Source organism: Salinarchaeum chitinilyticum (assembly GCF_055390775.1).
Map to the genome: position 1 here is coordinate 1,604,812 of NZ_AP043888.1, position 21,027 is coordinate 1,625,838.

20 protein-coding genes are annotated in these 21,027 nt (G+C 67.4%); 9 read left to right on the forward strand and 11 right to left on the reverse strand.

Features of this window, described 5'->3' with window-relative positions; translation table 11 throughout:
• Positions 1-44: 44 nt before the first annotated feature.
• Both ACZ5KP_RS07840 and ACZ5KP_RS07845 read right to left on the reverse strand, forming a co-directional pair.
• The gene (locus ACZ5KP_RS07840) at positions 45-1,961 is read right to left on the reverse strand and encodes a glycoside hydrolase family 2 protein (protein ID WP_460922810.1); all 1,917 of its coding nucleotides are present in this window, start codon (positions 1,959-1,961) and stop codon (positions 45-47) included.
• 771 nt (positions 1,962-2,732) lie between these two features.
• The gene (locus ACZ5KP_RS07845) at positions 2,733-4,769 is read right to left on the reverse strand and encodes a helix-hairpin-helix domain-containing protein (RefSeq protein ID WP_460922807.1); all 2,037 of its coding nucleotides are present in this window, start codon (positions 4,767-4,769) and stop codon (positions 2,733-2,735) included.
• Between the two features lie 172 nt (positions 4,770-4,941).
• On the opposite strand from ACZ5KP_RS07845, the gene ACZ5KP_RS07850 reads away from it, so the two are divergent.
• The gene (locus tag ACZ5KP_RS07850; RefSeq protein ID WP_460922804.1) at positions 4,942-6,783 is read left to right on the forward strand and encodes a Rieske (2Fe-2S) protein; all 1,842 of its coding nucleotides are present in this window, start codon (positions 4,942-4,944) and stop codon (positions 6,781-6,783) included.
• 12 nt (positions 6,784-6,795) lie between these two features.
• Here the strand turns inward: ACZ5KP_RS07850 and hepT are convergent, their stop codons facing one another.
• Genes hepT through nikR form a run of 3 tightly spaced genes read right to left on the reverse strand, consistent with a single transcriptional unit; the run spans position 6,796 to position 8,156 of the window.
• Complete coding sequence (gene hepT, locus ACZ5KP_RS07855) at positions 6,796-7,227, reverse strand: type VII toxin-antitoxin system HepT family RNase toxin (protein WP_460922801.1); 432 nt, start codon at positions 7,225-7,227, stop codon at positions 6,796-6,798.
• Positions 7,227-7,655: a type VII toxin-antitoxin system MntA family adenylyltransferase antitoxin gene (gene mntA / locus ACZ5KP_RS07860; RefSeq protein WP_460922798.1), complete on the reverse strand. Its 429-nt coding sequence runs from the start codon at positions 7,653-7,655 to the stop codon at positions 7,227-7,229. Before mntA ends, hepT begins: the two co-directional genes overlap by 1 nt.
• Positions 7,656-7,709: 54 nt before the next feature.
• A complete protein-coding gene (nikR, locus tag ACZ5KP_RS07865) occupies positions 7,710-8,156 on the reverse strand; it encodes a nickel-responsive transcriptional regulator NikR (RefSeq protein ID WP_460922795.1) in 447 nt (148 codons plus the stop codon).
• A gap of 156 nt (positions 8,157-8,312) precedes the next feature.
• Here nikR and ACZ5KP_RS07870 point away from each other — a divergent pair, with 156 nt between their 5' ends.
• Together ACZ5KP_RS07870 and ACZ5KP_RS07875 are read left to right on the forward strand one after the other, a co-directional pair.
• Positions 8,313-9,170, forward strand: coding sequence for a hypothetical protein (locus ACZ5KP_RS07870; RefSeq protein WP_460922792.1), 858 nt, complete (start codon positions 8,313-8,315; stop codon positions 9,168-9,170).
• 86 nt (positions 9,171-9,256) lie between these two features.
• Positions 9,257-9,448 carry a hypothetical protein gene (locus tag ACZ5KP_RS07875; RefSeq protein WP_460922789.1) on the forward strand — a complete coding sequence of 64 codons (192 nt, stop codon included), beginning with the start codon at positions 9,257-9,259 and terminating at the stop codon, positions 9,446-9,448.
• Positions 9,449-9,586: 138 nt separating this feature from the next.
• Here the strand turns inward: ACZ5KP_RS07875 and ACZ5KP_RS07880 are convergent, their stop codons facing one another.
• The 6 genes from ACZ5KP_RS07880 to ACZ5KP_RS07905 form a co-directional block, all read right to left on the reverse strand.
• Positions 9,587-9,919 (reverse strand): type II toxin-antitoxin system PemK/MazF family toxin, encoded by a 333-nt coding sequence (locus tag ACZ5KP_RS07880; RefSeq protein ID WP_460922786.1) that lies wholly within the window; start codon positions 9,917-9,919, stop codon positions 9,587-9,589.
• 6 nt (positions 9,920-9,925) lie between these two features.
• On the reverse strand, positions 9,926-10,285 hold the full coding sequence (locus ACZ5KP_RS07885) for a MarR family transcriptional regulator (protein WP_460922783.1): 360 nt from the start codon (positions 10,283-10,285) through the stop codon (positions 9,926-9,928).
• A gap of 142 nt (positions 10,286-10,427) precedes the next feature.
• The gene (gene gcvPB, locus ACZ5KP_RS07890) at positions 10,428-11,879 is read right to left on the reverse strand and encodes an aminomethyl-transferring glycine dehydrogenase subunit GcvPB (RefSeq protein ID WP_460922780.1); all 1,452 of its coding nucleotides are present in this window, start codon (positions 11,877-11,879) and stop codon (positions 10,428-10,430) included.
• Positions 11,876-13,207: an aminomethyl-transferring glycine dehydrogenase subunit GcvPA gene (gene gcvPA, locus ACZ5KP_RS07895; protein WP_460922776.1), complete on the reverse strand. Its 1,332-nt coding sequence runs from the start codon at positions 13,205-13,207 to the stop codon at positions 11,876-11,878. Before gcvPA ends, gcvPB begins: the two co-directional genes overlap by 4 nt.
• A 100-nt stretch (positions 13,208-13,307) precedes the next feature.
• A complete protein-coding gene (locus tag ACZ5KP_RS07900; protein ID WP_460922774.1) occupies positions 13,308-13,715 on the reverse strand; it encodes a PIN domain-containing protein in 408 nt (135 codons plus the stop codon).
• Complete coding sequence (locus ACZ5KP_RS07905) at positions 13,715-14,011, reverse strand: antitoxin VapB family protein (protein ID WP_460922771.1); 297 nt, start codon at positions 14,009-14,011, stop codon at positions 13,715-13,717. The genes ACZ5KP_RS07900 and ACZ5KP_RS07905 overlap by 1 nt, the downstream gene beginning before the upstream one ends.
• Before the next feature lie 137 nt (positions 14,012-14,148).
• Between ACZ5KP_RS07905 and ACZ5KP_RS07910 the strand changes: the two genes are divergently transcribed.
• The 6 genes from ACZ5KP_RS07910 (at position 14,149) to ACZ5KP_RS07935 (ending at position 21,002) form a co-directional block, all read left to right on the forward strand.
• Entirely contained in the window at positions 14,149-14,934 is a 786-nt protein-coding gene (locus tag ACZ5KP_RS07910) for a creatininase family protein (protein ID WP_460922768.1), read from the forward strand.
• A gap of 100 nt (positions 14,935-15,034) precedes the next feature.
• Positions 15,035-15,877 carry an alpha/beta fold hydrolase gene (locus ACZ5KP_RS07915; RefSeq protein WP_460922765.1) on the forward strand — a complete coding sequence of 281 codons (843 nt, stop codon included), beginning with the start codon at positions 15,035-15,037 and terminating at the stop codon, positions 15,875-15,877.
• Positions 15,874-17,565, forward strand: a complete 1,692-nt coding sequence (locus ACZ5KP_RS07920; protein WP_460922762.1) for an AMP-binding protein — start codon at positions 15,874-15,876, stop codon at positions 17,563-17,565. Before ACZ5KP_RS07915 ends, ACZ5KP_RS07920 begins: the two co-directional genes overlap by 4 nt.
• 657 nt (positions 17,566-18,222) lie before the next feature.
• Positions 18,223-19,041 (forward strand): hypothetical protein, encoded by an 819-nt coding sequence (locus tag ACZ5KP_RS07925; protein ID WP_460922759.1) that lies wholly within the window; start codon positions 18,223-18,225, stop codon positions 19,039-19,041.
• A 269-nt stretch (positions 19,042-19,310) separates the two neighbouring features.
• On the forward strand, positions 19,311-20,033 hold the full coding sequence (locus tag ACZ5KP_RS07930) for a helix-turn-helix domain-containing protein (protein ID WP_460922756.1): 723 nt from the start codon (positions 19,311-19,313) through the stop codon (positions 20,031-20,033).
• A gap of 99 nt (positions 20,034-20,132) precedes the next feature.
• Positions 20,133-21,002, forward strand: a complete 870-nt coding sequence (locus ACZ5KP_RS07935; RefSeq protein ID WP_460922754.1) for an SDR family NAD(P)-dependent oxidoreductase — start codon at positions 20,133-20,135, stop codon at positions 21,000-21,002.
• Positions 21,003-21,027: the final 25 nt, after the last annotated feature.

The following is a 21,027-nucleotide window of genomic DNA, read 5'->3' on the forward strand; positions in this document are numbered from 1 at the left end:
CCGACAGTTCGGGAGCGAGCGGGCGAACCGACGCCCAGCTGCTCTCACCAGATCGTGAGGTCGTAGGAGTTCGTCACCGTGCCGGCGTCGAGTCGCAGCTCCAGCGTCAGGCGGTCGGCCGTGTTCGGCAGGGACACCTCGCCAGCGGCCGCGCGTTCGAACGCGCCCACGGAGACGTCCGTCGCGCCGTTTCGGCCGCCGGCGGTCCACGCCAGTTCGCCGGAGCGCGCCGTGTCCGTGTCGTTACAGACCGTGATCCCGACGGCGGAGCCCCGCACCGGTGGCCCGTCGAGCACCGCCTGGAGCGGCTGGAACCCGCTCGCGACCGACTGGAAGGCGGGCTTGCGCTCGCCCTCGGCGGTCAGGACGCCCATCCCGCCGGCGACGTCGGCGTCCACCAGCGAATCGAGGACGATCGTGCCGACGCCCGCCCGACGGAGCGCGTCGAGCACCGTGCGGACCGTCCGGGCCTGCGTACGCTGGCTCCGTCCGGGATCGCCCCGCTCGGCAGCGGAGAGGGCGTCGCGATCTATCCCGGCTGCGGTTCCGTCGCCCGGACGGGCGAGCGAGCCCGCGCCGAACCCGCCGACCACGTCGCCGACCTCGGGGTACTGCTCCAGCAGCCACTCGACGTCGGTCGCGTCGAGGTACCGCCAGCCGGGGTAGGCGTGGACGGCATCCGCATCGGTCCCCGGCGGACCGGTGACCGGGAAGACGACCGCGTCGGACGGTAAGGATCCCGCCAGTGCCTCCGCACCCGCTGCGTCGTAGCTCGAACGCCACGCCCGCCAGCGGAACTTCAGCTTGTCGAGGGCGCCACTCCCGATGCCGGTGCCGTAGGGGTCGACGGGGCTGTCGTGGACGCCCCAGCAGACGAGACTCGGGTGGTTCCCGCGCGAGGCCGCGAGCGCCCGCGCGACGTTGCGCCCGCGCTCGACGTCGATGTCGCCGGGCCCCACGATCGGGAGGTCCTGCCAGTAGAGCAGGCCGGCCCGGTCGCAGGCCTCGGCGAGGCGCTTGGGCGGGACGTGCGATCGCGCCCGGACGAGCGTGGCGTTCGCGGCCTGGGCCTGCTCGACGACGGTCTCGGGATCCGCCGTCGGCGGCACCGTCACGCCGCGGGGACGGTGCCGGTGACCGTTCAGGAAGAGGTCGCCGCCCTCGCGCTCGACGTCGATCAATCCCGTCGTCGCCGTCCGCTCGTGAGCGTCGAGCTTCGCCCGGACGGTGTAGCGGGGCTGCTCGCCCAGCTCGGCGGGCCACCACCGGCGCTCGTTGCCGACCTGCAGCGAACCCTCGACCTGCACCCGCTCGCCCGCGTCGGCCGTCACGTCCGTACGCTCCATCGTGCCGCCGCCACGGAACCCCTCCGGGCGCACGGAGATGGTGAGCTTGTCGTCGATCGGACTCGCGGCGTCGATCAGCGCCGAGACCTCGATCGTCGGCTCCTCGCCGTTCTGGCGATCGTCCGAGCCAGCGTTCGAGGCGCTTCGCTCCCCGGTTCTCGTGTCCCCCATCACCGTCAGGTCGTGGACGTACACCGGCGGCACCGCCTCGACCGCCACTCCGCCGCGGATCGACGGCACCCGCGCCCGTGCCGGCACCGCGTCCGTGTCCTCCACCCCGCCGAAGCGGTCTTCGGCGGCGTGGCAGACCACCAGCAGTTCGTTCTCTTCCATCGGCTCGAACGGCGCGCGGATCGGCGCGGCCCAGTCGCCGCGCACGAGCTGCTGGCCGTTCAGGTAGACCGTCGCGCTCGCGTAGACGTCCTCGATCGTGAGGAGCCCGCGCTCGACGTCGGACTCGCGTGGGTCCGCGAAGCGGGTCCGGTACGCCACGCGGTCGGCCCCCGCCAGCGACGTGGGACGGCCAGGCACCTCGACCCGCTCCCACGAATCGGGCTCCGGCGGCCCGGCTCCCCCGCGCTCCTCGACGACGGCTCCCTGCCACTCGAACTCCATTCGACAGTGGCGAGACGCCCGTACGACAAAAAGGAACCGCCACTGAACGCTGGATTGCTGTCGAAGTGGCGGGATCGCAGGAATCGGTTCGGGACCGCAGATGTTGGTAGACCGGCGACAGCAACTGCTTACGGAAGCCCCCTCCCGCTCGCGACCTCTGACTCGCTACGCGCTTCACTCGCTCACTCCGTTCGCTCGCTGCAGTGCTTACTTCGTCGGAGGACGCGAGCGGTCGGCTCCTTCCGGGGTCCCACCCCGTGGATTTTCCACCTATCGCGAAACCCCGGGGATCCCTCCGGCGCGCGCTTGCGATGGCCGCGAGCCCGCTTCCGGGCAAGCGGCCACTCGCCGACTAGCGTGCGAGGGATGAGCAGCGCAACGAGCGAAGCCACGTGAGCAGCGCAAGAGGTTGGGGAGGTACGAGGTGCTGTCGGGTGGGACTTCGAAAGGGGCAGGGCGACTCGGCTGTCCCCGGGCGAAGGTGAGCCGAACAGCGTGAGGCGAACGTCGAAAGGTGAGCGAAGCGAGCCTTTCGGAATAAGCACTGGACCGACTGAGCGTAGCGAGGGAGGGAAGCGCGCAGCGAGGCCCGGGAGTCACACGAGCGAAGCGAGTGTGACCTCGTCGGAGCTTGCTCCGACGGTGTCCTCGCGAGTGGAACGAGCGAGGGCCCGTCGATCTTTGATCGACGGTGTACCGAGCGCTCTGGGGCTTTCGGGGTGCACAGGCCGAACGGTTGCTCTGCCGACGCGAGATCAACCTACCTATTCGTCAAAACTTCGCGAGCAGGTCCTCGTAGAAGTCCTCGCCCTGCTCCTCCGCCAGCTTCTCGACGATCAGCTCCGGCGTCGACCGAGCGAGGTGATCCTTCCGTGGCGAGCGGTCCACGACCAGCTCGCCGTCCTCCAGCCCCTCGGCCTGGATCCCGTCGACGGTCACGTCGAAGGCGGCCGTTTCCGCGATCTCGCCGGCCAGATGTGAGACGAAGATCCCCGTCGCCCCGCGGTCGTCGAGCGCCTCCAGCACCCCGGCGACGATCTTCGCCGAGGCCCCCGGCTCCGTGATCGACTCGAGCTCGTCGACGAGCACGAGCGCGCCGTCGCCCCCCGACGCCAGGTCGCCGAACTCCCGGACGGTCGCCTCGAACGCGCCGGCGTCGAGCGTGCCCTGGGTCTTGGCGTGGTAGTGCAGGGCGTCAAAGCGCGTGAGCGTCACGTCGTCGGCGGGCACCGGCAGCCCCATCTGGGCGAGCGTGACGGTCGCGGCCACGAGGTCCAGCGTCGACGTCTTCCCGCCGCTGTTGACCCCGGAGAGGAGCGCGACGCCGCCGACGGCGTAGTCGACGGGCTCGATGGCCTCGGGCGGTTCGTCGAGCAGTGGCGAGCGGCCGCCCTCGATGGCGATCCAGCCCGACGCATCGGCGGCTATCCCGTCGGGCGGGTCAGGAACCGCCTCCCCCTCGGGCGTCAGTGCTGGATCCGCGAACGTCGGCATCGTACACTCGAAATCCGCTGCAAACCGCGCGATCGCCAGCTCGACGTCGAGTTCCAGTGCCGCCCGCACGAGCGCACGGGCGTCCTCGCGCATCCCCGCGAGGTCGTCGGCCAGCTCCCGCTTGCGTTCGGCCGCGCGGCGCTCGGCGTCCGCGCGGAGGGACTCCCGCAATCGCGAGAGTTCGTCGTCGTTGCGCTCGACGGGGAAGGCGGGCTCCTCCGGAATGATCCGCCGAGCGTGCTCGGCCTCGGTACCCTCGAGTTCGAGCGCGTCGATCAGGTGCTCGCGGGCAGCCTCGACCGCCTCGGCGTGCTCGTCGGCGAGCTCCCGGTCGAGGATCGAGTCGACGCCGGCACCCTGTTCGACCAGCGAGAGCAGGTCCGCGCCCTCGACGGAGACCTCGCGCTCGCGGAGGGTGTCCCGGAGGTGGTCCGTCGCCACGCTCTCGGCGGTCGAGACCGTCGTGTCGAGATCGTCGAGCGCCGTCTGGAGCCGCTGGAGCTCCTCGTCGCCGACGGGCTCGCCGTCCTCGCCCAGCCGGTCGAGGGCGTCCTCGAGCGCGTCGAGGTCCAATTGCGCGTCCAGATCGGCGGCGCGGTGGACCGCCGCCGCGGCCCGCAGCGACTCGCGATTCGCAGCGAAGAAGGAAAGCGCCCGTTCCGGCACCACGTCCTGTGGGCGCTCAAGCGCGTCCGGTTCGACCCGCACGTCGCCGTCGACGTCCACGCCAGCGAAGGACTCGTCGAGCGCGACGACGGTCGCATAGCCCCGGGCAAGCTCCGCGAGGCCGCGGGCGTCGTCGACGACCTCGACGGTGACCTCCGGGATGGCGTCGTTGGCCTCCGAGTAGCGCTCAGCGTCGGTCGTCGCGAGGCAGCGATCCCGGACGCGGACGTCCGAGGGCGCCGACAGCGGCGCCACGCCCTCCAGCGCTTCGAGCACCGCCTCGTCGGGCTCTCGCTCCATCGCGGCACTCGCGATCGCGCGGGCCTCCTCGATCCGCGAGGCGGCGGGCGAGGGGTAGAACGTCTCCAGCCGGTGTGCGGCGTAGTCGGTGACGGTCCGCTCCTGGAGGAGCCCGAGCAGCTCCTGGTGAATCTCGCGCGTGCGGTCGGTCCCGAGGAACCCACCGGGATCGTCGTGCTCGGCCCTGATCGCGCCGCGGGCGATTCGCGCCGCGCGACCCGGCGAGACACCCGGTGCTTCGGAGAGCCGGGCGACGTCGCCCTCCCGGAGCGCTCGCTCGGGGTCGTCGAGCTCGGCCAGCGACTCGGCCGTCTTCGCGCCGACGCCGGGGATCGCCTCCAGCTCCATCTACGGGGGTCGAACGCGCGTGACGAGAAAAAGCTCCCGACAGCGGGGTGGAAGTGGTGGCCGAGTGGGTACCACGTCCGAACGCGGGCCCAGTGTCGCCACAGATGTCCGACGGGCTTACAAAAACCGCGTTCAGGGAACGTTCTTCCCGCCGAGTGCGCTACGGGTACGCATGGCAACCGACGACACACCGGCCGACCCGCCCGAGGGGTTCGTCGAGGCCACCGATCTCCAGACACTCGAGGACGACGGCGCCGCGATCGCCGCCGCGGAGGGCACGCCGATCGCCCTGTTCCACCACGACGGCGAGGTCCACGCTGTCGACAACGCCTGTCCGCACATGGGGTTCCCGCTGATCGAGGGCAGCGTCGACGACGGCATCCTGACCTGTCACTGGCACCACGCCCGCTTCGAACTTTCCTGTGGCGACACCTTCGACCCCTGGGCAGACGACGTGGCGAGCTACCCCACGAAGATCGAGGACGGCCGGGTCTTCGTCCGGCCGGAACCCGAATCGGACCTCCCACCCGAGGAACGCTGGCGAAACCGTCTCGAGACCGGTCTCGAGGAGAACCTCCGGCTCGTGATCGCGAAGTCGGTCATCGGCCTCGACGTCGCTGGAGTCGCCGACCAGGGGCCACTCGAACGCGGGCTCGGGTTCGGGGCACGCTACCGCGAGGACGGCTGGAGCTCCGGGCTGACGATCCTCGCCGCGATGGGGAACGTCCTCCCGACGCTGGAGGGGCACGACCCGCGCCGCGCGCTCTACACCGGCCTCCGCCACGTCGCGAGCGACTGTGCCGGCGAGCCGCCGAACTTCTCCCAGCCGGCGTTCGACGCCGACGTCGACCCCGACCGGCTCGTTCGCTGGTTCCGGGACGCCGTCGAGGTCCGCGATCGCGACGGCGCGGAGCGCTGTCTCCGGACCGCCGTCGAGCGAAGCTCGACGAGCCCTGGCTCGCGAACTCGCCAGGATGCCGTCGAGGGCGATCACGGCCGGGAGACGATCGAGCGGATGCTGTTCGGCGCGGCCACGGACCACCTGTACCTCGACTCGGGTCACAGCCTCGACATGATCAACAAGGCGATCGAGGCGCTCGACCGCACCCAGTGGGCCGATCCCGCGCCGGTGCTCGCGAGCCTCGTGCCCCGGCTCACCGACGCGACGCGCAGCGAGGAGCTCTCACAGTGGCGCCAGCCGATCGACGTCGCGGCGATGTGTTTCGACGCCTTCGAGGACCTCGACGACGCGGCGGCAGCCGGCGAATCCGTCCGCAGCGATCGGCGGGACCGCGCAGACGGGGCCGACGGCTGGCGCTGGACCCCCGACGAGGAGGTCCGCGAGACCCTGCTCTCGGAGGATCCCCAGGCGATCGTCGACGCCCTCGAGGCGGGGATCCGCGAGGGCGCGACGCCCAGCGACCTCGCGGCGCCCGTCGCCGACGCCGCGGCCACCCGCGTCGCGCAGTTTGGCACCTCCAACGAGTTCTCCGACTGGAACACGGTCCACCACACGTTCACCTACGCGAACGCGGTGCGGGAGGCGGCCCTCCGCACCGAGATCCAGGAGCTCTACCGGGGCGTCTTCGACGCCGCGATGAACGTCTACCTCGATCGCTTCCTCAACAGTCCGCCGGCGCCGATCCCCGAGCCTGACGGAGACGGGGATCCAGCTCAACTCCGCGACGATCTGATCGACGCCATGGATCGCGAGGGCCAGGTCAACGACGCTGGCCGTGCCGCCGTCGAGTGGCTCGCCGGAGCCGACGATCCCGGGGACGTCTGGACGACGCTCGGGGAGACCCTCCTCCGGGAGGACGCCGGCTTCCACACGCTCCAGAACTACGAGGCCGGGTGGCGGCAGTTCCACAGAGCTGCGAGCCCGGCGGAGCGGCGCCGCGCGCTCGTCGCCGTCGCCCGCTACCAGGCCGCCCACTTCCCGACGCGACGCGAGGCCGAGCAGACCTTCTCGATCGCGACGCGGTTGCATCGAGGGGAGAAGCTACACGAGTAGGAGAACGACCAGCTATACGTCGCGTTCACGTCGGTACCAGGTCGCGAGTTCCCGTTCGAATCGCTCGAACCAGTGGAGGTCCTCGTGCAACACGTCGAAAACGAGGTCGTGGTCGACCTCGCCGTATCGATGGGCGAGGACGTTGCGAAAACCGATTGCCTCCTTGAGTTTCGATCCTGTCTCCTCGGTAACAATTCCTGCAGTTCGTAGCCTGTCGATCTCCGCTTTCGAGGTGTCAGCGGCGCCAAGTTCCTCGGCACGCCGGACGTGCCCTGCAACGTCGATACACGCCTGAACGAGATTCATCAGCGTCCGCTCTACGGCTCGTTGGACGACGGTGTCGGCGGAGTACGCTGCTCGCGACATCCCACGCATCTCCTCGAGATCCGTGACGAACTCGTCGATGTGCTCCAGTTTCGTGACGAAGATCTCCTCGTCGACCATCAGGAACTGCCCTCTGCAAGTCGGTCGATGACGTCGCGGCGTTGCCGTTTCCGATCGTCCGCGTCGGCCGCCACCTGCTCCTCGAATCGCTTCCGATCGTCCGCTGCCAGGTCCTCGTCGCCGTAGAGCACTCGACCGTCCCGGAGTGCTCTGGCCGCGATTCTGACCGGTAATCGCTCGACGTCGCTTACGTCGACGAAGCGCTCAGCGTACGACTGTAGTTCGGCATCGATCCGGTTGCGCGCGTCGAATCGTTCCCGGTCGTCCAGCTCGTCGGGGAACTGCAACGCGACGTCGACGTCCGACGTGGACGTAGAATCTCCCCGAACGCTGGATCCGAAGCAGACGGCGTAGACGACGGGCGTGTCCAGGAGGTACTCGTGCATTCCCCCCGTGTCCACGCCGTCGATGACCGCGTCGGCTGCCATGAAGACACCTTACGGGCGATCGGATATATAATTGGGGCGGCAGACCAGCTGGTCTCAGTCCTCGGACGCCTCTTCCGCGGCCTCCAGCGTCTGCGAGAACTCCTCGATCGGGTGGACGGAGTAGTCCACCGAGAGCGTGTCTCTCGTCGCCCGGACCTTCCCCACGAACGTCGAAATCTCCGGAAGCGTGCCCTCCAGCACGAACAGCTCCATGCAGTACCGCTCGGCGACGTGGGAGTGGAAGTTCGAGGCGACGAGGTGTTCGTGTTCGTGGCGCAGCTCGGTCATGCGCTGTTCGACGCTCGTGGTCTCGTAGTCGAAGACGACGGTGACGACGCCCATCAGCTCCTTGTCCTCGAGGGAGGCGTCCTCGAACTCGCCCAGCAGGTTGCGACTCGCCTCCCGGACGACCTCGCTCCGGCCGGTGTAGCCGTGTTCATCCGCGAACTCGTCGAGGCGATCGAGCAATTCGTCGGGCATCGAGACGGAGACGACTGCCATGTAACAACTGAAGGCGGTGCGATTATCTATATCTTGCTAAAATGGCCGCCATATTCGCCACGATTTAACAGCGGTCGGCGAGACCCGGCCGGCACCAGTTTCTCGTCGCGAAGCGCTCCAGAAGGCATTCATCCGGTCCGTGGATCGAACGGTCGTATGCAACGCCGCCAGTTCCTCGCGAGCGGAGCAGCCCTCTGTTCGGTCGCCGCCGCAGGCTGTGCCCATCCAGCAGTCGTGCTCGATCTGACCGAAGCGACGCCGGACGAACTCGCCGACGAGGCGTCGATGGCCGCCGAACCGGGATCCGAAGAAGCAGTCATCGTCGGGGCGGCCGGCGAGGACGGATCGACGACGCTAACCGGACGAGGCGAGCGGTTCCGGCGCACCAGCACCGTCCGGGTCGACGGCGCAGTGTACGACGTCTCGGAGCACCGAGTCGGCAGCAGCAACGTCACCGTCTACGACCTCGGCTTCGACTTCGACCCGGCGGACGCGACGCCGGAGCGCGGCGAGATCGCCGTCGAGGCGCTCCCGGCAGTGGATCGCCACCGGCTCGACCCACTCCTCACGCCGGAGCCGCAGTCGCGGAGCGACGGCGTCGACGTGACCGACGAGTGGGGAACCGCGGCGGAGCTGGGGAACCAGTCCGTGTTCGTTCCCGACCAGCAGTACGACGTGATCGTCGACGGTGCGGATCGGTATCGGGTGCACGTCTCCGCCGAGACCGAGTCCCTGCCCGAGTACCGCTACGAGGTGACCCAGATCGCGCCCAGCGTCGAAGCGTTCGCCCAACAGCTCCGGGACCAGTACCTGTTCGCGCTCGAGGGGCTCTCCGACGACGAACGGTCCGTCGTCGAGGAGGCCATCGACGGGGCGTACTTCGATGACGACGACGCGTTCCAGTCGGTCGTCGACCGCATCCACCAACACGAGGGGCTGAACGAGGACGATTTCTACGGAACCTGGCTCCTCGAGTACGAGTCAGCGGCGTATCTCGCCTACGTCGAGTGGTGATCGCTGGACCGCACCGCCGCGGAGCGAGTCGCACGAGCTGCGACGCGGCGAAACCTGGATAGGAGGGGCGGGCGAAATCGACCTCGATGCCCCTCCCGGTCGCCGCCCCCGCCCCGAACCGATCGCTGCCGGTCCTCTTCGTCCTCGTCGCAGTCGCGGTGATCCTGACGCGGATCGTGCTCATCGGCGCCGACCTCTGGCCGTCGCTCTGGATGGGGATCGCGGCCGCCACCGGGGCGACGGTGGTCACCTGGGCATTGGACCGGCGGCGGAACTAACGGCTCGTCAAGCAGTGATCGATTCGACGCTGCTGGTGCGAGTCGTCGCCAGCCCGTCACGTGACACGGTTCGCTCGTGGAAAGGCTGCGAGGCAACACCTCCCGGAGAACCGACCGTAGCACGCACGGGCCAGCCATCTACGAGAGTACCTCCGTGAATGCCCGGATCTGATCGGAAACGTCCGCGACGATGGACGGGTCCACGTGCGCGACTCGTTTCGAGATATCCCGATGTGGAAACACGTGCAAGGACCACGGACTCACGTAGCTGGGGTACGTCTTCAGCTCACCCGCACGCAATCCGGTTTCAGTAATCGGGATCGCAGGGGCACGCTCAGTCGACGTGACGACTGCCACCGTGTATCGATCGCCCTGAAACGGTCGATTCGCGTTCGAGACGACGAGATACGGACGGAGCCCACTCTTGAACGTCGCTGGAGCGAGTACGACGCTTCCCTGGGAGTACGTCATGCGTAGCTATCCGGGCTCTCCGAGATCCGGCACGCTCTCGGCCCACTCGTCGTCTTCACCGTAGGCGTCGTCACCGTACGTGTCTTCGATGGCGGACAGGCTGACCACGTTCGCGAGTCGCGAGGCTGCGACGTCGTCGGCGATCGCCCAGTAGGAATCGATTTGCCGGACGAGGCCACGATCTTCCAGTCGCGAGAGCGTTTTGTGGATGCTGCCCGACGCAACTTCGGTCAACTCCGCGAGTTCCTTCGGGGCAAAGCCCATGTCGGGGTGGTCAGCGAGCACTTCGAGAAGCTCGTGGGCGTTCGTTCCGGGCGTCACGGGCGGCGAATCGTCGTTGCCGTCGGGGTCGAGTTGGATTGGCATGGTGGGAGAGGCGTCCGTTGTTGTCAGCGTTTGTCGCCAGGAGTCATAAAAATTCGCCAAATGGCAGCGAAAATCAGTCGCTGGGGACGGAGCGTACGAGGGCGCAGGACAGGAGACTGATTGCTTCCAGAGCGGCAGTGGCTCACTCCTCGCCGTCGAGATCCTGCCAGCACAGTCGCGGGGATCGCGCCGCACTGGTCTGGTCGATCCGCTTCGCTGCGGTCCGCTGGGGCGCGTTCGCGAGCGTCTCGTCGTCCTCCGCCTGGACCGCGTCGAAGGCCGCCGCGAGCTGGTCCAGCGAGTCCCGCGATTCGACCTCCGTGGGCTCGGTCATCAGCGCCTCGGGGACGGTCTCGGGCCACTTCGTCGTCGGGGGATGGACGCCGTGGTCGAGCATCCGCTTGGCGACCTCCGCGGCGTCGCGATGGCCCGCGGAGGCCACGAACTCGTGGTGGAACGGGCCGTAGGGCACGTCGTAGTGGAGCTGGCTCGCGAGGTAGTTCGCGTTGAGCACCGCCTTCGCGCTGGCGTCGGAGAGGCCGTCGTCGCCGAGGCGGGCGATGTACGCGGCGGCCTTGAGCAGGACGAGCCAGTTGCCCTCGTAGCCGTGGACCTTGCCGATGGAGTTGGCGGGGGTATAGCGCTCGAACTGTGGGCGATCCGTGGCGCCGTCGGCGCTGCTCTCCTCGGTTTTCCGCACGTGCGGATCCGGCAGGAACTCGGCGAGGCGCTCCGCGACGCCGACCGGTCCAGCGCCGGGGCCACCGCCGCCGTGGGGCGTCGCGAACGTCTTGTGGACGTTGTAGTGCATCACGTCGAACCCCATGTCGCCGGGGCGAGCGCGGCCGAGCAGCGCGTTGAGGTTCGCGCCGTCGTAGTAGAGCAGCCCGCCGACGTCGTGGACGAGGTCGGCGATCCGCTCGATGTCCCGCTCGAACAGCCCGAGCGTGTTCGGATTGGTGAGCATGAGCGCGGCTGTCTCATCCGAGAGCGCTGCTTCGAGCGCGTCGACGTCGACGCGGCCGTCCTCGCCGCTGGGAAGCTCGACGACTTCGTAGCCGCCCATCGCCGCGGAGGCGAAGTTCGTCCCGTGGGCAGTGTCGGGGACGATGACCTCCGAGCGGTCCTCGCCGTTGGCCTCGTGGTAGGCTTTGGCGACTAGGATGCCCGCGAACTCGCCCGCTGCGCCGGCGGGTGGCTGGAGCGTCACCGCGTCCATCCCGCCGATGGCTGCGAGATCCTCCTGTAGCCGATGCTGGACCGCGAGAATTCCCTGGAGCGACTCGTCCGGCCGGTCGGGGTGGACGAGCGCGTTCGGGTCCGCCGCGAGGTCCTCGACGAACCAGGGGTTGTACTTCATCGTACAGGAGCCCAGCGGGTAGGGCCCGTGCTCGACGCCGTAGGTCATCTCGGAGAGCCGGGTGTAGTGCCGGGCGAGCTGGGGTTCGGCCGGGTCGGGCAAGGTGAGCTCGTTGCGGGTGAGCTCGTCCGGGAGGTCAACGTCCACGTCGACGGTCCGCTCATCCGACTCCGAGAGGAGCGGCTCGTACACCGGCGCGTCGTCGCGACTCCAGCGTGCTTGATCAAATTTCATCGAATCACCTCGAGTGCCTCGACCAGATCGCCCGAATGCTCGCGGTTCGTGTCGGTCACACACAACTGCAGTCGATGCTCTCCGACGACATGCACGGCGAACCCCTCCTCGCGCAGTGCCGATTCAATCGCATCCGCTGGCTGCTCCGTCTCGACCAGGAACTCCCGGAAGTGGTGGCGGTCGTGGATAGGTGCGCGATAGCCGTCGATCGCATCGACCGCGCTCGCCAGGGATTTCGGCGCGTCGATACAGGTCCCGGCGAGTTCGGCGAGTCCCTCCGGGCCCAGGGAAACCGCGTGCATCGCCGAGCGGAGCGCGACCCACGCCTGATTCGTACAGACGTTGGAGGTCGCACGCTCCTTGCGGATGTGCTGCTCGCGGGTCTGGAGCGTGAGCGTGTAGGCCCGCTGGCCGTCCGCGTCTTCGCTCGCCCCGACGAGTCTGCCGGGGACCTGCCGGAGGAACTCGTCTCGCGTGGCGAACAGGCCGAGGCCGGTCCCGTAGCTCGCGGGAAGGCCGAGCACGCTCGCGTCGCCGACGACGACGTCGGCACCGAGCACGGACGGTCGCTCCAGCACCGAGAGCGCGATCGGATCCGAGCCGAGCGTGAACAGCGCGTCGTGGTCCTCGGCGAGGTCGCCGATCGTCGCCAGGCCGGGATCGAGCGTTCCGCGGACGGTCGGCGACTCCGCGTAGATCATGGTCACGTCCGAATCGACGCGCTCGCGGAGGGCGTCGAGGTCCGCCGCCCCGTCGTCGGAATCGTACGTCTCGACGACGAGGTCGGTGCCGTCGACGTAGTTCTCGAGGACGGACCGCCGCTCCGTCCGCAAGAGCTCCGGGACGAGAATCACGTTCCCATCGGTCGCGCGAACGCGCTTGGCGAGCAGCGCCGCCTCGCCCAGCGCCGTGGCGGCGTCGTAGAGCGAGCAGTTGGCGACGTCGAGGCCGGTCAGCTCGACGACGATCGACTGGTACTCGAAGAGCGCCTGCAGGAACCCCTGTGCGACCTCGGGCTGGTACTGCGTGTAGCTCGTGAGGAACTCCGAGCGGTCGGCGAGGTGCTCGACCGCCGATGGAACGTAGTGGTCGTAGTGCCCGCGGCCGAGGAACTCGACCAGCTCGTCGTTCCGGTCGAGCTGCTCGGTGAACTCGGCCCTGACGGCCCGCTCGTCGCGAGCTGCGATGTCGAACTCGCCGTCGAAGCGAACGGACTCGGGCACGTCGAAGAGGTCCTCGACGGTGTCTGCGCCGACGGCGTCGAGCATCGCCGCGGTCTCTTCGGGCGTGTGCGGTGCGAAAGGAGTGCCGGTGTCGTGGCCGGTCATGAATAACCCCGTGGGATACGACAGGGTTGCCCCCGGGGGCTACTGAACGCACGGGTTTCGGACAGGGACGGGGACCACGTGCCCGTCGATAACGCGGGAGTTACAGATCGCGTTGGTATTCAGCGACGGAAAGCACGTCTTGCACCTCGTCCTGCCAGAAGAAGCGATCAGCCGTGGCGAACGTGGCCCCGTTCTCGCTCGCGTTTGCGGCGATCAACACGTCGGGATGCTCGGCAGGAACGCCGCGATCGACTAGGTTCGACTGGAGGCGAGCGGCTTCCATCGCCGTCGCCCCCGTCACGTCCAGTACGTCCACCATCGGTGAAATTGCGCTCTCGATCGACTCGAACGGTATCTCGTGTTGCGCGTGCAGCGTACCGGCATATGCCTCGAACGTGACGATGCTCGAGGTCGCCCAGGGCTCGTCAGTTCGGTCGTCGAGGAAGGATCGTGCCGCCTCCCTCCCGGTGAGGTAGTCGCTGAGCAGGGAGTTGTCGAGGAAAAGCATTAGCTGTGGCCGTCCGATTCTTGGCCGTCTTCGTCGACCGCCACCTCGTCCATCGAATCCGTTGCCCCGGAGGACATCTCCTCGATGTCCTGTGCGAACCCCTCTCGCATCTCCTCGCGGACGCGCTCCATGCCCTCCTGCAGATCGCCGTCCGCGTCCGAGAGGGCGCCGAATCCAGCCCACTTGTCGTCGCTCGTTAACCGCAAAATTACGTCCTCGAAGCTCTCGCCGGGCCGTTTGTGCCGCTCGAGACGCTCCTTCGCCTCGACGGAGAGCTGGATCGAGGTGTCGGACATGTATGCAGATAGGCATGCATCGGTGATAAACCAGTGGCGGAGCCGGGCCTGTGACCGGTTCACGGATTGCCGGCCCGGATGAGTGACGGTGTCACGCTTCCACAACGCATTCGTTCCAGTACGGGTAACGTGACGCCGTGTCTTCTCGCAGGTCAGTACGTCTCGAGGAGATGGTATCGCCAGCAATCGAAGCGGCGATCGAGGACGGCACGGACACGGCGATCGTTGCCGTCGGCTCGATCGAACAGCACGGGCCCCACCTGCCCGTGAACATGGACACGCTCGACGGCGACGAACTCGCCTGCCGGATCGCGGAAGCGCTTGGCGACGCTCTGGCTGCGCCCACGATCCGTCCCGGCTGTTCGGGCCACCACATGGCGTTCCCCGGCACGATCACCGTCCCGCCCGAGACGCTGATGGACGTGATCCGGGGGTACTGCCGGTCGCTCGACGAGCACGGGTTCGAGCACGTCGTCCTCGTCCCGACCCACGGCGGGAACTTCGGTCCCGTCAAAACGGTCGCGCCCGAGATCGCCCGGGAGATCGACGCGAGCGTGATTCCACTCGCCGACCTCGAGGAGCACATGCAGTTGCTCAACGACGGACTCGACGAGGCGGGGATCGACTACGAGCAAGACGTGATCCACGCCGGGGCGGCGGAGACGGCGATCGTGCTCGCGATCGACGAGGGGCTCGTCAGGACCGAGGCGATCGAATCCGGGCCTGAAGGCGAGTTCTCCACCGCACGGCTCCTCGGCGAGGGCTTCGATGCGATCACCGAGAACGGCGTGCTCGGCGACCCCGGGAAGGCGACCGCCGAGGCCGGCGAGACGATCATCCGGACGGTCGTGGACGCGTACGTCGAGCAGATCGAAGCCGAGCGGAGCGCCGTCGAATCCCGAGCCGAGCGAAACGCCAGCTGACTCGATTCCGAAGGGAATACCGATTGGCTGGCCGGCGTTACACCGCCCCCGTTGATATACAAACGCGCCATTACATCGAACAGGAGGCCCACTTTCACCCATGCCCACTGCGCACAACGGCGACGTCGAGATCCACTACGAACTCGACGGGCCGAGCGACGCCGAGCCCGTCGTCCTGATCGAGGGGCTGGGCTACGGCCGCTGGATGTGGCGCTGGCAGCGCGAGCGACTCGCCGAGGACTACCGCGTGATCCTGCCGGACAACCGCGGCACCGGCGATTCGGACGTGCCCGAGGGGCCCTACACGATGGCCGAGATGGCGGCCGACGTCGAGGCAGTCCTGGCGGACGTCGACGCCGCCGACGGCACTGCCGGTGTCGAGCACGCTCACCTCGTTGGCGCGAGCATGGGCGGGATGATCGCCCAGCAGTACGCGCTGGAGTACGACCGCGCCGCAACACTCACCCTGCTCTGTACCAGCCACGGCGGCGAGGAGTCCGTGCCGATCCCGGAAGAGACCGCCCAGCGGATCGTGGCAGTGCCGGAGGGGTACGACGAGCGCGAGACGATCAGACATCGGATGGAGCCCGCCGTCTCCGAGGGATTCTACGAGGCCCACCCCGATCTCGTCGAATCGATCGTCGACTGGCGGCTGGCCGGCGACGCGACGGAGGCCGGGCGGAACGCCCAGGCCGCCGCAGTCCAGGCGTTCGACGTCAGCGACCGCGTCGGCGAGATCGAACTGCCGGTCCAGCTCCTCCACGGCGACGCCGACCGCGTAGTGCCCGTCGAGAACGGCCGGCTGCTCCACGAGAAGCTCCCGGACAGCGACCTCGAGATCGTGGAGGGCGGCCCGCACCTGTTCTTCATCGAGGACCCCGATCGGGTCGCGACGGTGACGCGGGACCACCTGGCGGAACATCCGATCCAGCAGTCGCCATGAACTGGAACCCACGCCCCTACGAGTGGGTCGGCGACTGGAGCGCCCGCCGGGCGTCGCTCACGCCCGACAGGGAGGCGATCGTCGACGCCACGACGGGCGAGCGCTACACCTACGCGGCGCTGGACCGGCGGGCGAATCGGACGGCGCGCTTGCTCGCCGAGTACGGCGTGGAAGCGAAGGAGTCGGACGGTGAAAGCGGCGAGCGGGTCGCCGTCATCTCTCGAAACCGCGTCGAGGTGTTCGATCTCTTCTTCGCGACCGGGAAAACCGGCGGCGTGCTCGCGCCGCTGTCCCACAGATTGGCCTCGCGAGAGCTCGGGGAGCTGCTGGAGCTCGTCGAACCGAGACTGCTCGTCGTCGAGGCGGCCTTCACGGAGCTCGTTGGGAAGGCGCTGGAGCACGCCGACGTCGATCCGACGGTACTCAGGCTGCCGGACGATGCGGCGGAGGGAAGCTCTGGCGAGGACGGGCTGGAGGCAATCGGTGCGGAACGCTACCACGAAGAGCTTCCCGCGGACGATTCGCCGGTCGAATCGGCGGACGTCGCGCTCGACGATCCCCACCTCCTGCTCCACACCGGCGGCTCGACGGGGACGCCAAAGGAGACGATTATCACCCACGGCTCCATCGCGTGGAACTCGCTGAACACGATCGCGTCCTGGGGCCTCCGCCCCGACGACGTGACGCCGATGGTGTTCCCGACGTTCCACACCGGCGGCTGGAACGTCATCACGGTCCCGCTGTTCCACCTGGGCGGCACGATAGTGATCGACCGCGAGGTCGAGCCGGGAGCAGTGCTCGAGCAGATCGAGTCGGAGGGCGCCACGCTGCTGGTGGCCGTGCCCGCCGTCCTGCGGATGATGGCCACGCACGACGACTGGGCGGAGCGGGATCTGTCCACCCTGCGGTTCGTCAAGAGCGGCGGCGGCCCCTGTCGCGAGTCCGTCATCCGGGCGTGGCGCGAGCGCGACGGGCCGGTTCCGGCCGACGACGGCGTCGACCTCTCGCAGGGCTACGGGCTGACGGAGTGTGGGCCCAACAACTTCGCGATGCCCGAGGGGTGGGCCGACGCGCCCGAGGGGCAGGTCCGCGAGCGCGTCGCGAGCGTCGGCAAGCCCGCCATGCACGTCGACGCGCGGGTCGTCGACGACCTCGGCGAGCCCCTGCCCGACGGCGAGATCGGCGAACTCGAACTCGCCGGCCAGCACGCAGCCGCGGGTTACTGGCGCAATCCCGAGGAGACCGAAGCGGCGTTCGGCGCGGCTGCGAATACGCCCGGCGGCGCGGCGGATCAGACCCGACGCTGGGTCTCGACGGGCGACCTCGCGCGCGTCGACGATGACGGGTTCTTCCACATCGAGGGGCGCAAGAAGAACATGTTCGTCAGCGGCGGCGAGAACGTCTACCCGCCCGCCGTCGAGGACGCCATCGCGGAGCACCCCGACGTCGGCGACGTGGTCGTGATCGGGATCCCCGACGAGACCTGGGGGACCGTCGGGAAGGCCGTGGTGGAGCCTGCTGGGGATGCGGGTGGGGAGCCCTTCGACCTCGGGGAGCTGGAGGAGTTTTTGGCGGATCGGCTGGCCAGGTTCGAGGTTCCGAAAGCGTTGGCGTTCGTGGACGAGCTGCCGACGAGCGGCCCCTCCAAGATCGATCGCCAGGCCATCCAGGACGAGTTCGGGGAGTGAGCAGATTTTCTCGTGCGATCGCCAGTACCGTTTCTTCCGCAACCGCCTACGGAAGCCCCCTCCCGCTCGACGGTTTACGCTCGCTTCGCTCCTTGCCTCCCTTCGGTCGGCTGCGGTGCTTACTTCGCCTAAACCGCCGAGCGGTCGGCCCCTTCCGGAGTCCCCCCATTGAGCATCCACCGATCGCGACACCCCAAATCCCTCCGGCGCGCGCTGGCGTTGGCTGCGAGCCCCGTGACAGGCGAGCAGCCGGTCGCTGGCATCGTGCGAGGGATGAGCAGCGGAGCGACGTCAGGAGCGAGCAGCGCAAGAGGTTGGGGAGGTCCGAGGTGCGGTCCGGGTGGGGCTTTCGGGCTACAATTTGGTGGCTGCAACGCGACCAACATCGTCACTGATGTTTTAATTAAACAGACCACGCCAGTGGGTCGTGTTCTATAGAGAGAGGATTCAACACAGCGCATCAAAGTCGGGATAAAGATAACAAAAATTCAAATTGCTAGAGAATATATGCTGTATTATTTCAATTATTCTCGCCTTAATTGGCTGATTATCAAATCGTTCTCCACGCTTCCATTTCCTATTCGTGCCGCCATCCACAAATCTTACATTGTAAGTTTGGAGAAAGTCTTATGGAGTCCCAATTCATACGTAGCCTGTATGAGTAAGCAAGAGCCAGAAATGGCGAAACTCAAAGAGCGCGATTACGAGGTTCTCCAAACGATGCGGGAGGGCAGGGCGAACCCCCTCCTAATTCGCGAAAGAACCGCATTAGACAAAGGGGACGTGAACACAGTTCTCGTCCGCCTCGGTCGAAGCGGGTATGTCGAGCAGATAACACGTGGGCTCTACGAAATCACCGACAAGGGTCGGGGCGAGCTCCGAGCGGTACGAGAAAATCGGGAGTCCTGGATATTCCATGAAGAGGTGACCGAGTCGGACCTAGAGATTTTCCCCCAGGAAGCCGGCAAACTCGACCAAGAGAATGAGTACTACGCGTGGCTTTTGCTGGGCGTGACGGACGATGACCGGGCGTACTATTTCGATAAGGTTGAGGAGGAGATTGTGGAGGTAGTCTCGGACGATGAGGATCTGGTGGAAGTGGAGTCACACGCGCTTGGGGAGGTGACTCATGGCGGATCAGTCGCCGATCGGATGACGAACTACATGCTCGTCCAGAAGGATCAGCGCGAGTGGGATCGTTGGTCCCGATACTCGCTCGCCATTTCGTTCGCTCACGAGATGGGCAGGGTGGCTCGAAACTTCCTGACGACCGAGGAAAGAATTGGGTACTCATTTAGAGTTGTGTTCGACCTCGACTTCTTCGCCGTCATGGCCTTCTTGGGACTTGGTTCAGCAACGACCGACGAGTTCAGTCGTGCCGCACTGGATAAGATGGAGAGCAGCCAAGAACTCCGTGAGTGGATTGATGACTTGGGGCTCCCTCTAGAAGCCGAAGAGAAGGAATCAATTAGATAAATATATTCAATATTTGACTAAGTAAGCTCTCGTGCTGTCGCGTGCCGAGTTGATAAAGCATCGGGGGAGGATGACATTTCGGTCTCGAGATTCAACCCGTGCTAACACCGCCGTGCCCGTCAGCATGACTTGCACACTGTGTTCAGTACGCACGTTTCATCGGTTCAGTCAGACTCTAGAGGGCCCCCACCATCTCAGACCATCTACTACCATCTCCGAACCCGATCCCTGCGCCAACGTTAAGCACACCCATTCCATACGAATCGTTCATGATCGACCTCACGATGGACATGGAGCAGTACGACTGCCCGTTCATCGCCACCACGGACGACCACGAGGTCTCCTTCGCCGCCGTCCACTGGGAGTTCGACGAGGGCGCACGAGAGCTCGAGACCCGGCTCGTGGTGGAGGGGAGCTCCCAGCCCACGCTGGAGACCGGACTCGACGCGCTGCAGTCCCATCCCGGAATGAACCAGTGCGACCTCTTCCGCAAGCGCGGGGACACGGCGTTCATCCGGACGGTGATCGAGGAGACCGACGCGATGGGCGTCATCCGGGCCAACGACGGCTACATTACCGGTCCGTTCCGGATCGCCGACGGCTCGGAGACCTGGGAGGTCGGCTTCGACGACGAGCGGGTGGCCAGCGACGCCCTCTCCGAACTCGATCGGAACAACGAGTTCTCCGTCGAATCCCGGGACGTGCTCGCCCTCGACGACACCTTCGACCTGCTGGACAACGCCAACGCCGCCGCGGAGCTCCTCGAAGGCTGTCGGGACCTCTCCGAGACCGAACGCCGGACGCTCGCCGTCGCCGCGGAGGCGGGCTACTTCGAACAGCCCCGGGACGCCACGCTCCAGACGCTCGCCGACGAGTTCGACGTCTCCGACACCGCCGTCTCGAAGAACCTCCGACGCGGCGAGCGCAAGGTGCTCCGGCGGGTCGTGAACGCGCTCGATACGCTGGAGGGGTCGTCCCAGCGCGTGCGATAATACGACGCATTGCGAGCGGACGTTCCTTCGGCATTCTGTGGACCGCGGGTTCGCATGTCAACCCGCCCTGTGACGGTCCGTCCCGTCGTCTAGTCCACCATGAGCAACGAGGTCGCGCCGCCCACCCTGGAGCGCGAGGACGTCCACGAGATCGACGACGAGCGGTTCGCCCGGGACCGGGTGGCCGTCGTCACCGGCGCTGCCTCTGGCATCGGGCGCGCGACCGCGCTCGCGGCCGCGGTGAACGGGCTCTCCGTCCTCGCGACGGACGTCGACGCGGCGGGGCTCGCCGGGACCGTCGAACGCGCGGAGGCGATCGGCGACCCCCCGAGCGAGATCGGCGAGCCAGCCGACGCGATCGAGCCCTTCGAAGCGGACCTCCAGGAAGAGGACGAAATTCAGGCCATCGCGAGTGCCGCCCGGAATCTCGGCGACGTCACCTTCCTCGCGAACGTCGCCGGCCTCCAGCACGTCGCGCCGATCGGCGAGTTCCCCACGGACGCCTACGACCGCATCCAGGCGGTGATGCTCCGGGCGCCGTTCCTCCTGACCCGTGAACTCTGGGACGACCTCGAGGCCAACGACGGCTGCGTCGGCAACATGGCCTCCGTCCACGGCCACTACGTCACGGCGGACAAGGTCGCCTACAACGCCGTCAAGTTCGGGATCCGCGGGCTGACCCAGTCGATCGCTGCGGAGGGCGAGGGCGACCTCCGCTCGTTCTCGGTCAGCACGGGCTACGTCGAGACGCCGCTCGTGACGAACCAGCTCGAAGACACGGCCGAACGCCGCGGCATCTCCGTCGAGGAGGTAGTCGAAGACGTCATGCTTGGGCAGGCCCGCACGAAGGAGATGATGACGCCGGCGGAGGTCGCGAACCTCTTCGTGCTGGGCTTCTCCCACCTTGCGACGCACCTCAACGGCGGCGATCTGCTGTTCGACGGCGGAATGACCCTGACCTACGAGTGAGCCGGCGAACGTGGCGCGATCCAGT